Origin of the sequence: Candidatus Methylopumilus universalis, assembly GCF_006365315.1 — a bacterium.
Taxonomy (GTDB): Bacteria; Pseudomonadota; Gammaproteobacteria; order Burkholderiales; family Methylophilaceae; genus Methylopumilus; species Methylopumilus universalis.
This window is the reverse complement of the sequence record NZ_CP040968.1, coordinates 309350-323253: the sequence shown is the minus strand read 5'-3', so window position 1 is coordinate 323253 and position 13904 is coordinate 309350. Positions and strand designations below refer to the sequence as shown.

Genomic DNA, 13904 nt, shown 5'->3' with positions numbered 1-13904 from the left:
TATTTAATTCTTTATTATGACTACAAGCGACCACATCTGCCCTATTGAAGACGTTCAAAACTCCCCTGATTTAAGGAGTTTGGATATTGACAAAGTTGGCATTAAATCTATAAAACATCCTGTACTGGTAAAAGATAAAACGGGTGGCGCTCAACATACTATTGCAACATTCAATATGTATGTATATTTGCCGCACAATTTTAAAGGCACGCACATGTCTAGATTTGTCGAGATCTTAAACATGAATGAGCGAGAAATCTCTGTTGAGTCTTTTGAAAATATCTTAAGAGAAATGATTAAGCGACTTGAGTCTAAATCATGCGATGTCGAAATGACATTTCCATATTTCATTAATAAAACTGCTCCTGTTTCTGGGGTCAAAAGTCTTTTAGATTATGAGGTAAGTTTTATTGGGAAAATTGTTGATGGAAAATTCAAAAATACAATCAAAGTCGTTGTTCCAGTGACAAGCCTTTGTCCTTGCTCAAAGAAAATTTCAGATTATGGTGCGCATAATCAAAGATCCCATGTTACGGTTACGGCTGAAATTAACAAATTTATTTGGGTAGAAGATTTAATTGAGCTTATTGAAAAACAGGCATCATCCGAGCTTTATGGTCTGCTAAAAAGACCAGATGAAAAATATGTAACTGAAAAAGCTTACGACAATCCTAAATTTGTAGAAGATATGGTAAGAGATGTAGCGGCTCAATTAAAACTAGAAAAAAGAGTTGATCACTTCATTGTGGAATCTGAAAACTTTGAATCTATTCATAATCATTCAGCTTACGCATTGATTGAAGGGTAATCCCAGCTAAATCAACCTATCCAAATATTTTATTGCCTTTAATTTCTAGTTTTAATCCAAACCAAATCACTATAAATCCAATCAGTGGTGATATAGCGGCAATCATAAATCCAATCTGACCGCCAAGATATTGTATTAAATAACCACCTCCTAATCCTCCAACGGTTCCACCAATGCCATAAGCTACGCTATTGTAAATTGCCTGTCCCCTTGTCTGATTTCGTCCTTTAAAAAAGTAAGCGATAACTTCTATTGATGCCGCATGAAAACTTCCAAAAGTTGCAGCATGAAACATTTGTGCAATGAATAATAAATATAGGTGATCAGGAGAGGCTCCGATTAGAATAAATCGAATCACACCTAAGAATAAACTCATCAGTAAAATTGTTTTAAGTGAATAGCGGCGTAAAATTTTTGGCATCAACATAAAAATCAAAATTTCACAAATGACACCAACTGCCCAAAGCCATCCTATGGTAGCACTGCTATATCCATGTTCCTTTAGGTAAATTGAATAAAAATTATAAAGCACTCCATGCGCTGAAACCATTAGAGTGCATCCGATTAAAAGTGCCACTACAGATGGTGTTTTGATAATCTTCCAAATAGGTACATGGTTTTTTTTATGATGAATCTCTTGAGTTTCAGGAATAGTATTTGATAAGAAAAATATAATGGCTTGAGCTATCAATAAAACCCACAATAAAATATTAATGCCTTGAAGATCTATTAAATATCCTAAGAATAAGGACGCTACAATAAATCCGATTGATCCCCATAGTCTTATTCTGCTGTAATGGCCATCTGTAGTTGCTAAATGTGCAAGAGTTAAAGATTCGGCAAGTGGCAATGTTGAGCTCGTAAATAAACTTAATGCTGACATTACTAAAAAGATCCAAAAGAATCCCTTAGCCCAAAAAACACCGATAAACCCTATGAGGCCTAAAAATGATGTGAGCTTTATCCATTTAACTCGATGGCCTGTATGGTCAGCTAGCCAACCCCAAAAATTAGGAGCAACGATGCGGCTGATTTGGAACAAAGAGAGAAGAATGCCAATGCTAGAGGGTGAAAAATTTTCTGATTGTAAATAAATTCCCCAGTAAGGGACGAAAGAACCTACGAAGAAATAATAAAAAAAATAAAAGCGTGATAAACGCCAATGAAGATTGTGACTAGAACTCACTAAATTTTAGGTGTATGTGGAATTACATCGGCGTTTTGAGCTCGATGCCTTAATGCTTGATCGATAATAACCAAAGCCAACATAGCTTCAACGATAGGTGTTGCTCTAATGGCAACACAAGGATCGTGACGGCCTGTTGTTTGCATAAGAACGGCTTCACCTTTTGTGTTGATTGATTTTCGATCTTGAGGAATGCTTGAAGTTGGCTTAAAAGCGACATGAGCAATAATAGGCTGCCCAGTGGAAATACCCCCTAAAATACCACCTGCATTATTTGTTAAAAAGCCTTGTGGTGTTAGTTCATCACCATGCTCACTTCCTTTTTGAATGACCGAGCCGAAGCCTTCGCCAATATCAACGCCTTTTACAGCATTTATACTCATCATTGCATAAGCAATTTCAGCGTCTAATCTCCCAAAAACTGGCTCACCCAAGCCCACAGGCAAATTCTCAGCAACTGCAGTAATTTTTGCGCCTACAGAATCTCTATCGGCACGAATGCTATCTAAATATTTTTCCAACTCAGGTACTTGATCAAGATTAGGACAAAAAAATGGATTTTGATTTACATCCTCCCAATTTTTAAATGGAATATTAACAGTCCCCATTTGGCTTAAATAAGCACGAATTTTTATCCCATATTTTTTAAGAAGCCATTTTTTAGCTATGGCACCAGCAGCAACCCTTACTGCCGTCTCCCTAGCGCTTGATCTTCCTCCGCCTCTATAGTCTCTTAGGCCATATTTATGAGCATAAGTATAATCTGCGTGTCCGGGGCGAAATACATCTTTAATTTTTGAGTAATCTTGACTACGTTGATCTGTATTTCTAATAATAAAGCCTATAGGTGCGCCTGTAGTTTTGCCTTCAAATACACCAGATAAAATCTCAACCTTATCTTCTTCGTTGCGCTGAGTCACATGCTTTGAGGTACCAGGTTTTCTTCGATCCAAGTCTATTTGCAAATCTTCTTCCGACAAATCTAATCCTGGTGGACAGCCATCTACAATACCGCCTATAGCGGCACCATGGGATTCACCAAAAGAAGTGAGTGTAAATAATGTACCTAGAGTGTTACCTGACATAGATATGCTTCTTATAAATGTAGTTAAATTTTATCATAATCGGCTACTTATTAATGGGATAGCAATCCTTTAATCCGCAGCCCTTAAAGGCTGAATTAAAATTAATTTTTTATTCATGGATAATTTTATAGGTACCAGGATCTAATTCATCTAATTTATAAGCCCCAATCGCAAAACGAATTAATCTTAGGGTGGGGTATCCAATTTTTCCGGTCATTCTTCTCACTTGACGATTTTTACCTTCAGATATTTTAATTTCTAGCCAAGTTGTGGGAATCATTTTTCTCTCTCTAATTGGCGGTATTCTTTCCCATAATATTGCGGGTTCATTTATCATTTTTACCTCTGCTGGCAATGTTTTAAAATCTCCCAAATCAATGCCTTTCCTTAATTCCTCCAAATCACTATCTTTCGGAGCACCCTCAACCTGAACCCAATAATTTTTTTGCATTTTGTATTTTGGATCACTAATTTGATGTTGAAATATCCCATCATCAGTTAGAATAATTAAACCTTCACTATCTGTGTCAAGCCTTCCAGCAGGATAAACATTAGGTATTGGAATAAAATCTTTTAAAGTTTTATGGTTGTCATGCTTGCTAAACTGACAAACCACGCCATAAGGCTTGTTAAATAATATTTTCATTAAAATAAAAGTGAGTATGAATGCTTAACAAAATTAATCTTCCAAAAAATGCATCAAAAATTACTGTTAACTCAAATTCAACTTTGAATGTTCCAGATCGTCCCATTATCCCATTTATTGAAGGCGATGGCATCGGTGTCGACATTACACCGGCAATGCTTAAAGTCGTCAATCAAGCCGTTTTAAAAGCTTATAACGGTCAAAAAGAAATTGCTTGGATGGAAATTTATGCTGGAGAAAAAGCTACAAAAACATACGATAAAGATACATGGCTGCCTCAAGAAACTCTTGATGCTATGAAGGAGTATGTTGTATCTATTAAAGGCCCCCTCACGACGCCCGTAAGTGGTGGCATCAGATCACTTAATGTAGCATTAAGACAAGGGCTTGATCTTTATGTTTGCTTAAGGCCCATTGAATACTTTGATGGCGTGCCAAGCCCCTTAAAAAATCCTGAAAAAACTAATATGGTTATTTTTAGAGAAAATACAGAAGATATTTACGCAGGGATTGAATGGCAGGCCTACTCTGAGGAATCAAAGAAAATTATTCAATTGATTTCGGAGTTGGGCTTTAAAAATAAAATACGCTTCCCTGAATCAACTGCGATAGGAATTAAACCTGTGTCTAAAGAAGGAAGCCAAAGGCTAATAAAAAAAGCTATTGAATATGCTATTGAGCATAAAAAGAAATCGGTCACGCTCGTACATAAAGGCAACATCATGAAATTTACTGAAGGTGGATTTAAAGAATGGGGATATGAATTAGCACGAGATGAGTTTGGTGCTAAAGCTATTGAAGGAAAGTCTGGTTTTAAATGTAATAACGGCCTCATCATCAAAGATTGCATTGCTGATGCCTTTTTGCAAGAAATTTTACTGCACCCTAACGAATATGATGTTGTAGCTACACTTAATCTTAACGGGGACTATATTTCGGACGCATTAGCAGCCCAAGTGGGAGGCATTGGCATTGCGCCAGGTGCTAATTTATCAGATTCGACTGTTATTTTTGAAGCTACCCATGGCACCGCCCCAAACATTGCGGGTAAAAAAATTGCCAATCCCAGCTCTCTGATTCTTTCGGCTGAAATGATGTTAAGGCATATGGGATGGCCGGAGGCTGCTAGCATCCTTTTATCAGCATTTAGAAAAACATTGGTAGCTCAAAAAGTTACTCAAGATTTTTCATCACAATTAAATAATGTTGACGCGCTATCTACCGATAGCTTTGCTGATGCCATCATAAGTTATATGTAAAAAAAAGCCCGCTTACGCGGGCTTATTTATTCAATTTGAAACTAGGCTTTATTTATATTTGAAGCTTGCTTGCCTTTTGGTCCGTCTGTAACGTCAAAAGTTACTCTTTGACCTTCTTTAAGACTTTTATATCCTGTATCTACGATTGCTGAGAAGTGAGCAAATAAATCATCACCACCATCATCAGGAGTAATAAAACCAAAACCTTTTGAATCATTAAACCACTTTACTGTACCTGTTGCCATTTCATAAATCCTTAACTTTAAACAAGGGAGGCCCCCCAAAAGTTTGAATCAAGAACTAAAGCACTACTTAAATATAAATTAAAGCTAGCTAAATAAAACTCGAAACCAAACACCTGGGAGCTTTTTTACGTTGTTTAGTCATAAATGTCAAGCTATTTGTTGCCTAAAAAACCTTATAATTTAACGTTGTTTAATACTTTTTCTATCTCTTTATAGGGTTGAGCACCTAGCATTCGCTTACCATCAGAAAAAATGAGGGTCGGTGTAGATGTGATACCTAATTTTGATCCCAATTCAAGCACTTGCTCTGTCGGTGCTTCACAATTCGGCTTACCTGAAGGAAGTGACTCATTAAGCGACCAATCAAGCCAAGCTTTTGAGCGATCTTTAGCGCACCAAATAAGTCGTGATTTATTCTTAGCATCAGGATGCAATTTTTCAATAGGAAAAAGAAATGTATAAATCGTAATATTATTTATATGTGTAAATTCATTCTGCTCAAGCCTTTTGCAAAAAGGGCAATCGACATCTGAAAATACAACTAGCTTCCTCGAGCCATCACCTTTGATAGTTTTAATCGCTGAGGAAAGAGGGAGCGATGAAAAATCAATTTTAGTTAAATCCTCAAGACGCTCTCCTGTTAAATCCTTCTTTGTTTTTGGATCAACAATTCGGCCTTCTGCGATAAGAAATGAAAATTTTTCATCTGTATAAATAATTTGACCGCCCATAAAGACTTCATAGAGACCACTGTATGAAGTTTTCTTGATACTCTCAACCTTGTATTTTGGGTAAGAAGCTTCAATCATCTTTTTTAAATTGACTTCATCTGCCATGGAATAGAAAGAAGGGAATAATAAAAGAAGTGCAGTAATTTTTTTTAAAGTTATCATTTAATGAATTGCTTTTTCTATAAGAATTTTTTTAATTAACTGATTTTGATTAATTTTATTGAGGCCAAAATTAATCACAAAATCTAAAAAATCATTTTTAGCAGTGAAGAGAGAGCTTAATTTATCCGTCAAATAGCTTAAGGATAATATATCAGTCTTTCTATTACGGTTATATTTTTTAAGAAAAGATTTTAATCCAAGATCATGATGATATTTTTTATTTGAACTTAACAAATTATCAATTTCTATTGCATCTCTTAAGCCCAAATTTAAACCCTGGCCTGCAAGTGGATGGATCTGGTGAGCTGCGTCTCCAACAAGTAGAATGCGATCTGAAATTAATGATTTATTAATCTTCATATTTAAAGGAAAGTATTGGCGCTTTGTTATTAAAGTAATATCTCCGAAAATTTCACCTATTTCATTTTTGAGTATTTGAATGAATTTAGCATCAATTAAGTTCTTATATTCTTTAAGCATCTCATTATTTAAAGAAAAGACAACAGAAAATTCATTGGTAAGCAAGGGCAGCAATGCCAATATACCGTGATGCGTAAATTTTTGATAAGCGCACCCTTGATGTGCTTTTGATGTTTTAACATTAAATATCATTGCTGTCTGATCAAAATCTTTATTCTTAAAATCTATAGATGACTGACTGCGTACCCAAGAATTCGAACCATCAGCGCCAATAGCTAATTTAAATTGGCATTTATTACCATTCGCATAAATAAGATTTACATCTTCTAATCCGGCACTTAAGGATTCAACTTTGTTTGTTTTAATTTCCTTATAATCTATTTTGCTTATTCGGTGAATAAATGCTTTTTCGATGTCGACATGGCTCACAATAAATGCAAGCTCATTCATGCCTACATCATCGGCATTAAATTTTAAAGATGAATTTTCCCTGTCTGAATAAACAATGATAGATCGCACCGATGATACTTCTTTCTTAGGCAAAAAATCCCATACGCCATTTTTTTCCAGCCATGTTTTAACGCCTGGGGTAATTGCATAAAATCTAGGATCAAAATCTTTTTTATGGATGGTTTTTGTTTCTGATAATAGAGTTGCCTTGATATCATATTTATCAATAGCAATTAAAGCAGCCATGCCCACAATACCTGAGCCTAAAATTAATACATCACTCGACTCTTGAATCATCTACCAAAACTCATTTTGTTGACTAAGAATTTTTTAATAGGCTTAAAGTTATCTAAAAGGGATAAACTAAATCCTCTTGTTATTGATAATCCAACTAAATCATTTGAAAAAATGCTTACCAAAGAATCCGTAAAGAAAAGTGTCTTTTTTGTCTCTAGCTTTCTAGAAGAATAATATTGATTAACAAATGGTTCGGAGCCTATATGAGCCAACTCTGTTTCATTCATTAATTTTGATAATGCATAAGCATCTCTGATGCCAGTATTAAAGCCCTGCCCAGCAACTGGATGCATTGTTTGTGCGGAATTACCGATAACCACTATGTTGGATTTCGGAAAGTCTTCAAGAACAATTTTTTTCAATGGGAAAGTAATAAATTCCTTGCAATCAAGAAATCTTCCAACTCTATCTCCAAAGTGCTCATGCAATTTTTCTAAGAAAATATTTTTTTTATTTTTAGCCAGCGCTTGAATGTCTTTATCTTTACCTGTCCAAACTAATGAAAATTCTTCTAGTCCATTTGGTAAAAGTGCAATGGGTCCCATAGAAGTAAATCTTTCATAAGCCACATTGTTAGGTGGGATTTCTGAAATTACTTTCGTAACTAGTGCAGTATGGTTATAACTAGTTTCTTTTCTTTTGAGGTTTTCAATTAAATCGATCGTATTTTTTCCACCATCAGCCAATATTAAAAGTGGCGCTTCGAGAGGTAAATTTTTAGTCAGGCTATATAAAATAGATTTATCTTTTTTATTTTCGATAGCTGAAACTTTAAATTCGTAACTCACTTTTATTAATGAGGATTTACTAATTTCATCTTCTAGAGCTTTTGATAAGTCGCCATAAGAGACAACATAACCTAATGCAGGTAAATTATATTCATCTGAGGATAGCAGTGTGCGTCCAAAGCTATTTTTTTGACTTGTGTGAATGCTTTGAATAGAAGTAATTTTTTTTTCTAGCAATCTCCATATTCCAAGATTTTCAAGAATCAGTTTCGTTCCATATGAAAGAGCTAGTGCTCGTTTGTCTGAATGTGCGTCATTTTTTTTCCTTGCCTCTAAAAGATGTGAAGCTTTATTTTGCTTTGCTAGTAATAAAGATAAAATTAGTCCGACTGGACCAGCCCCCACAATGAGGTATTCTGACTTTTTCATTTTGCCATTAATGCTTCAATGGATTCTATTTTTTTTGGACTGTCTTTGGTAAGCACCTCATGCCCATCTTGCGTAACCAAGACGTCGTCTTCAATTCTAATGCCAATATTCCAAAACTCTTTAGGTACTTTTGAAGACGGTCTAATATAGCATCCTGGTTCCACTGTTAAAGTCATGCCTGGTTTAAGCTGCTTCCATTCCTTTGAAACATTTTTATATTCTCCCGCATCATGAACATCAAGACCCAGCCAGTGCCCTGTTCTATGCATGTAGAATTCTTTATAGGAGCCTGTTTCATAAATTTCTTCGCGGCTTCCTTGGCATAAACCAAAATCTCTAAAACCATCAATTAAAACTGATAAAGCTGCCTCATGAGGCTCATTCCAATGATGTTTCGGGGATATTTTTTCTAAGGCAGCGCTTTGAGCATCTAATACCATTTGATAGAAATCTGTTTGTATTTTTGTATATTTTCCATTTGCAGGAAATGTTCTTGTTATATCGGATGCATAACCTTCTAACTCGCACCCTGCGTCTATTAAGATGAGATCGCCATCTTTAATCTCAGAGTTGTTATTAATATAATGCAATGTGCATGCATTTCCCCCAGCGGCAATAATGGATTGGTATGCTGGCGAACGAATTCCTTGAGACATAAACTCATGCATAATTTCAGCCTCAAGTTCATATTCATACATACGAGGCTTTACAAATTTCATTGCTCGATTGTGAGCTAAAGATGCAATCTTTGCTGAACGTCGCATCATGTCAATTTCAAAATCACTTTTTATAAGTCGCATTTCATCTGCAATATGGCTAATATCCTCAATTTCATGAGGCGCCCGAACTCCAGCTCTACCTTTGTCTCTTAATTGTTTTATCCAATCATTAATTTTTTGATCAATCAGAATATCTTGACCTATTCGATGATATATTTTTTGATGTCCTGGAATTTCTTTTAAAACAATCTCATCTAGCAATTTAATATCGTAAGCTTCGTCAAATAGAAAAAGTTCTTTCGCTTCTTTAGGTCCGTATATAAAACCATTCCAGATTTCCATATCAACGTTCTTGTTGCGACAAAATAGAATCGTTTTTGGAGATTTACCGCCCAAAATAAGAAGTACAGATTGTGGCTCATTAAATCCTGAGAAATAATGAAAATAGCTATCAGATCGGTAAGGGTAATGACTGTCTCGATTTCTAATTGCTTCATTAGCATTAAAAATGATAGCTATGCCATCACCAATTTTATTGGCTAGAGCATCTCTCCTTTTTTTAAATTCTTGATAATCTCTATTGTTCATATTTAATTTAGCTTTTGAAATTGTTATTTTTTAAAAAGAAATTAATTTCTTCCAGTCTCTTTGGTGTGCCTATATCAAACCAAAGCCCACGATACTCTTGACCACAAACACATCCTGCATCAATTAATTTCTTGAGTATAGGTGCTAACTTTGCAACAGGATCCATATTAATTTCTTCAAAAATTTCTGGTCGATAAATTGCTAAGCCAGAGAAAGTTAATTTATCATTCCCCTCTAGTTCAATCTTGTTATGTTTTAAAACAAAATCCCCTTTCATGTGATGCGGTGGATTTTTAACCATTACTAAGTGACCTTTAAAATTATCTAAGTTCATATTTTTTAATGTAATGTAATCTAGGTCAGTAAATATGTCTGCATTAACCACTAAAAATGGCTCATCGCCCAAAAACGTTAGCGCTTTTTTTATACCCCCTGCTGTTTCTAATGGGCTACCTTCTCTGGAATATTGAATCTTAAGGCCCCATTTTGAACCATTGCCAAGATATGCTTCAATCATTTCGCCTAAATATGCATGATTAATGACCACTTCTTTAAAATGAGCCTTAGCTAATTTTTCTATATGCCAAACTATTAATGGCTTACCAGCTACTTCTAATAATGGCTTTGGTATTTGATCAGTCAAAGGGCGCATTCTTTCGCCCTTGCCCGCTGCTAGAATCATAGCTTTCATAAAGTTATATCAAGCTTAATTTGTTAATCATGTTTAATAGAGGGCGCAATTCCCTATAGCGCTCACAGGCTCTTCGAAGATAATTTTCAACGGCTGGCAAATCGTTTAAATAATTTGCTTTATGGTCTCTGTAATTTAAGCGAGCAAAAATACCTAATACTTTTAAATGCCTTTGAACACCCATCCACTCAAAATCTCTATAAAATTCTGCGAAATCCTCCTGAACTTTAAGCCCATTTTTCTTTGCTGATTCCCAGTATCGAATTAGCCAATCTATAATCTGTTCTTCTTCCCAAACAATATAAGCGTCTTTAAATAGAGAAACGAGATCGTAAACAATAGATCCCTTCACTGCATCTTGAAAATCTAAAATGCCTGGATTTTCGCCCTGCTCTCCATCACAAAACATCAAGTTTCTCGAATGAAAATCTCTATGCACAAAAACTTCTGCATGGGACCGAATATTCTTGATGAGTAAGTCAAAAGTTAAGTTAAGGATATTTTTTTCCGTATCATTCATTTCATAAGATTTATGGAATTTTAGATACCAATCAGGGAATAATTGCAGCTCTTGCATCAATAATGAATCCTCATAGAGCTTAAGCGATGAAGTATCAGCATTTTTTTGTATTTTAATAAGTGCTAGGTAAGCATCTTTATATAGCGATGATGCATTTTCATGATTAAGCACTTCAAGGTAAGTGTTATTGCCTAAATCTGACAACAACAAAAACCCTTTTCCTAAGTCAGTCTCATGGATCTTAGGCACATTGAGTCCTGCCTTAAAAAGAATATTTGCTATATCAACAAAGGGCTTTGAATTTTCTTTATCAGGAGGAGCATCCATTAAGATATAAGACTGACTATTTGCAACAATACGGAAATAACGACGAAAACTAGCATCTGAAGAAGCAGGATTTATCGTATACTCTTGATTTTTAAGTGTATTATTTAACCACGTAGCAATCTGAATTTCACGAGTCACAATAAAAAATACCTATAAATTTTTAAAAAAATTGTACGTTTTAAGCAATTAGCTTAATGAAGTAAGTTATATAACTACCTGATTATTAATAAATTTAAGTTGATAAAATATCTAAAATATGAGATTTTAACGTTTATGAAATATTCAAAATTAAAACTATAGCACCCCTACTTGCTCCTTCAGCAAAATTCCATGTTTAGAAAAACAATCTCACCGCTATGGCTAGTGTTTTTTCTTCTTCCTCAGTTATCGTCAGCTGAAGATTTAGCGACGCAAAAGCAATCAACAGAAATCTCTCCAAGTTCAATTGAAATTGAAGGTGATAGCTTTGAAACTCTTCTTGATAGAAAGATGAAGGCTAAAGGGAATGCCATTCTCAAAAAAGGTAATAAAACGATTAAAGCCGAGGTGATTGAATATGATGAAATTTCAGAAAAACTCATTACAACAGGCAATACAAATATTGATTTAGAAAGCATGTCTCTAAGTGGCTCGAAACTCAGCCTTAAATTAAGTGATGAAACTGGGCAAATGGATGATGCTTCATTTAATTTTAAGCGTGGAGACAAGCAAGAAAAATCTGTCATTAAAAATGGTGTTGTTATTACGAAGAGATCATATAACTTTCGGGGTGATGCCAAAGCAATCTTTTTTGAAGGTGAAAACAAGAAACGCTTGCAAGCAGGTAGGATTACAACCTGCGAAGCTGATTCAGATGACTGGTATTTAAAATCTAGTAATATGGAAGTTAATACTAAAACAGACCGTGTAAATGCCTCTAATGCTGTTGTTGAATTTAAAGGGCTTCCTGTTCTATACACGCCCTATATCAATTTTTCTTTAAATAAAAATAGAAAATCTGGGTTTTTAGCCTCAACTTTTGGAACCACAACAAAAAGTGGTTTTGATTTCCAAATCCCTTATTACTTTAATATCTCCCCTAATATGGACGCTACTCTGACCGCAAGATATTTCGGCAAAAGAGGTCCCCAAGCTGATGGCGAATTCCGCTATATGGAGGAAAATTATTCTGGTAAAAATCAAATTCAATTTATGAAGCATGACGAAGAGAGCGGCAAAGATAATAGATACTTAGTAAGGCTTGAACATCAACACAAATTTAATAATGGCTGGTCAGCTTCTTACAATTACCAGAAAGTTTCTGATGACGCTTATTTTTCTGATATGGCAACGATGATTCAGGTAACGAGTGTTGTTAACTTACCTCAAAGAGCCAATATCAGCTATGCGGGCGATACTTGGAAATTCAATGCTCTTACTGAAAAATATCAAACTTTAACAAATGCTTCTAATTCCCCTTACCAAAGACTGCCTCAACTTGATCTTTCAGGGAGAAAAGATTTTGACAGCTATATTCTAGACTTTAAATCTCAATGGGCTTATTTTGATAGAGATGAAAAATTTACTTATGATTCCAACACAAAAGCTACAGGGAGTCGCTTAAGCATCACCCCAAGCATTACAGTCCCCTTTACAAAAACATATGGCTATATCAAGCCAAAATTATCCGCCAATGTAAGATCTTATAATTTAAATAACTCAAGTATTGATAATAAAGATATTTATACTCCAATAGTTTCTTTAGATAGCGGCATGTATTTTGATAGGACGGTAAATCTTCTTAACCAAAATTTTACCAATACTCTTGAGCCAAGATTATTTTATGTCTACATACCCTATAAAGACCAAGCTGCATTACCCAACTTTGATACAGGCCTTTCAGACTTAAATATGCAAACACTATTTTCTGAAAATCAATACAATGGGCAAGATAGAATTAATGATGCTAACCAACTTACTGCATCTATTACATCCAAATTTCTTGATAAAAATGGCAAAGAGAGACTTTCAGGCATTGTTGCGCAAAGATATTACTTTGAAGATCGTAAAATATTTGGTGCGGATCTAGATGCAAAAAAAGCAAATTCTGATATTTTTATGGGCGGTACTGCTAGACTTGCAAACTCTTTGAATCTTGATGCCATGTTTCAATATGACCCAACTTCTAGCAAACTTCTCAGAAGTACCCTCAGTAGCAGATATAACCCTGAGCCCGGAAAAATGCTTAATTTGAGCTACCGCATGATTGACAATGTGTCTGATAATACTCAGGATTTAAAGGTTTTCAATGCAGCAGGCCAATGGCCGCTTGGAAATCGTTTTTATTCCATAGCAAGATACAATTACGATTTAAAAACTTCACAAACTATCGAAATTCTCGGTGGCGTCGAATATGATGGTGGCTGCTGGGTTGCAAGAACAGTTTTTGACAGGATATCATTGCCCACTAGCCCCCAACCTAATTACACGCTCTTCGTGCAACTTGAACTTAATGGGCTAGGAGCTATTGGATCCGATGCCAATAAACTTAATAATTTCTTATATAGAAATGTTCCTGGCGTAAGAAATGTCAATCAAATTCCAGATGTTAATCGTCAGGCAAATTTCAATTAA

The 13904-nt window shown here is 35.0% G+C and carries 13 protein-coding genes; 3 read left to right on the top strand and 10 right to left on the bottom strand.

Features of this window, described 5'->3' with window-relative positions; translation table 11 throughout:
• Positions 1-16 precede the first annotated feature (16 nt).
• Entirely contained in the window at positions 17-808 is a 792-nt protein-coding gene (gene folE2, locus FIT79_RS01805) for a GTP cyclohydrolase FolE2 (protein ID WP_139871130.1), read from the top strand.
• Between the two features lie 16 nt (positions 809-824).
• Here the strand turns inward: folE2 and FIT79_RS01800 are convergent, their stop codons facing one another.
• From FIT79_RS01800 to FIT79_RS01790, 3 genes are all read right to left on the bottom strand, one after another.
• Positions 825-1994 (bottom strand): MFS transporter, encoded by a 1170-nt coding sequence (locus FIT79_RS01800; protein ID WP_139871128.1) that lies wholly within the window; start codon positions 1992-1994, stop codon positions 825-827.
• Positions 1994-3079, bottom strand: coding sequence for a chorismate synthase (gene aroC, locus FIT79_RS01795; RefSeq protein WP_139875432.1), 1086 nt, complete (start codon positions 3077-3079; stop codon positions 1994-1996). Before aroC ends, FIT79_RS01800 begins: the two co-directional genes overlap by 1 nt.
• A gap of 109 nt (positions 3080-3188) precedes the next feature.
• Positions 3189-3725: a pseudouridine synthase gene (locus FIT79_RS01790; protein ID WP_139875431.1), complete on the bottom strand. Its 537-nt coding sequence runs from the start codon at positions 3723-3725 to the stop codon at positions 3189-3191.
• A gap of 20 nt (positions 3726-3745) precedes the next feature.
• Here FIT79_RS01790 and icd point away from each other — a divergent pair, with 20 nt between their 5' ends.
• Positions 3746-4984, top strand: coding sequence for an NADP-dependent isocitrate dehydrogenase (gene icd / locus FIT79_RS01785; RefSeq protein ID WP_139875430.1), 1239 nt, complete (start codon positions 3746-3748; stop codon positions 4982-4984).
• A gap of 41 nt (positions 4985-5025) precedes the next feature.
• Here icd and FIT79_RS01780 read toward each other — a convergent pair whose 3' ends face one another.
• The 7 genes from FIT79_RS01780 to FIT79_RS01750 form a co-directional block, all read right to left on the bottom strand.
• The gene (locus FIT79_RS01780; RefSeq protein ID WP_046487297.1) at positions 5026-5229 is read right to left on the bottom strand and encodes a cold-shock protein; all 204 of its coding nucleotides are present in this window, start codon (positions 5227-5229) and stop codon (positions 5026-5028) included.
• A gap of 173 nt (positions 5230-5402) precedes the next feature.
• Entirely contained in the window at positions 5403-6122 is a 720-nt protein-coding gene (locus tag FIT79_RS01775; RefSeq protein WP_139875429.1) for a DsbC family protein, read from the bottom strand.
• Positions 6123-7289, bottom strand: coding sequence for an FAD-dependent monooxygenase (locus FIT79_RS01770; RefSeq protein ID WP_139875428.1), 1167 nt, complete (start codon positions 7287-7289; stop codon positions 6123-6125).
• Positions 7286-8446 (bottom strand): FAD-dependent monooxygenase, encoded by a 1161-nt coding sequence (locus FIT79_RS01765; protein ID WP_139875427.1) that lies wholly within the window; start codon positions 8444-8446, stop codon positions 7286-7288. The genes FIT79_RS01770 and FIT79_RS01765 overlap by 4 nt, the downstream gene beginning before the upstream one ends.
• Positions 8443-9753, bottom strand: a complete 1311-nt coding sequence (locus FIT79_RS01760; protein WP_139875426.1) for an aminopeptidase P N-terminal domain-containing protein — start codon at positions 9751-9753, stop codon at positions 8443-8445. Before FIT79_RS01760 ends, FIT79_RS01765 begins: the two co-directional genes overlap by 4 nt.
• Before the next feature lie 7 nt (positions 9754-9760).
• Positions 9761-10444, bottom strand: coding sequence for an N-acetylmuramate alpha-1-phosphate uridylyltransferase MurU (gene murU, locus FIT79_RS01755; protein WP_139875425.1), 684 nt, complete (start codon positions 10442-10444; stop codon positions 9761-9763).
• 4 nt (positions 10445-10448) lie between these two features.
• Entirely contained in the window at positions 10449-11429 is a 981-nt protein-coding gene (locus FIT79_RS01750) for an aminoglycoside phosphotransferase family protein (RefSeq protein WP_139875424.1), read from the bottom strand.
• Between the two features lie 192 nt (positions 11430-11621).
• On the opposite strand from FIT79_RS01750, the gene FIT79_RS01745 reads away from it, so the two are divergent.
• Positions 11622-13904 (top strand): LPS-assembly protein LptD, encoded by a 2283-nt coding sequence (locus FIT79_RS01745; RefSeq protein WP_139875423.1) that lies wholly within the window; start codon positions 11622-11624, stop codon positions 13902-13904.

What these genes read in the sequence shown, in the direction of transcription:
- FIT79_RS01745 (WP_139875423.1), top strand. Translation starts at nt 11,622, where the DNA reads ATGTTTAGAAAAACAATCTCACCGCTATGGCTAGTGTTTTTTCTTCTT.
- FIT79_RS01770 (WP_139875428.1), bottom strand. Translation starts at nt 7,289, where the DNA reads ATGATTCAAGAGTCGAGTGATGTATTAATTTTAGGCTCAGGTATTGTG.
- FIT79_RS01780 (WP_046487297.1), bottom strand. Translation starts at nt 5,229, where the DNA reads ATGGCAACAGGTACAGTAAAGTGGTTTAATGATTCAAAAGGTTTTGGT.
- FIT79_RS01760 (WP_139875426.1), bottom strand. Translation starts at nt 9,753, where the DNA reads ATGAACAATAGAGATTATCAAGAATTTAAAAAAAGGAGAGATGCTCTA.
- FIT79_RS01790 (WP_139875431.1), bottom strand. Translation starts at nt 3,725, where the DNA reads ATGAAAATATTATTTAACAAGCCTTATGGCGTGGTTTGTCAGTTTAGC.
- aroC (WP_139875432.1), bottom strand. Translation starts at nt 3,079, where the DNA reads ATGTCAGGTAACACTCTAGGTACATTATTTACACTCACTTCTTTTGGT.
- icd (WP_139875430.1), top strand. Translation starts at nt 3,746, where the DNA reads ATGCTTAACAAAATTAATCTTCCAAAAAATGCATCAAAAATTACTGTT.
- folE2 (WP_139871130.1), top strand. Translation starts at nt 17, where the DNA reads ATGACTACAAGCGACCACATCTGCCCTATTGAAGACGTTCAAAACTCC.
- murU (WP_139875425.1), bottom strand. Translation starts at nt 10,444, where the DNA reads ATGAAAGCTATGATTCTAGCAGCGGGCAAGGGCGAAAGAATGCGCCCT.
- FIT79_RS01775 (WP_139875429.1), bottom strand. Translation starts at nt 6,122, where the DNA reads ATGATAACTTTAAAAAAAATTACTGCACTTCTTTTATTATTCCCTTCT.
- FIT79_RS01765 (WP_139875427.1), bottom strand. Translation starts at nt 8,446, where the DNA reads ATGAAAAAGTCAGAATACCTCATTGTGGGGGCTGGTCCAGTCGGACTA.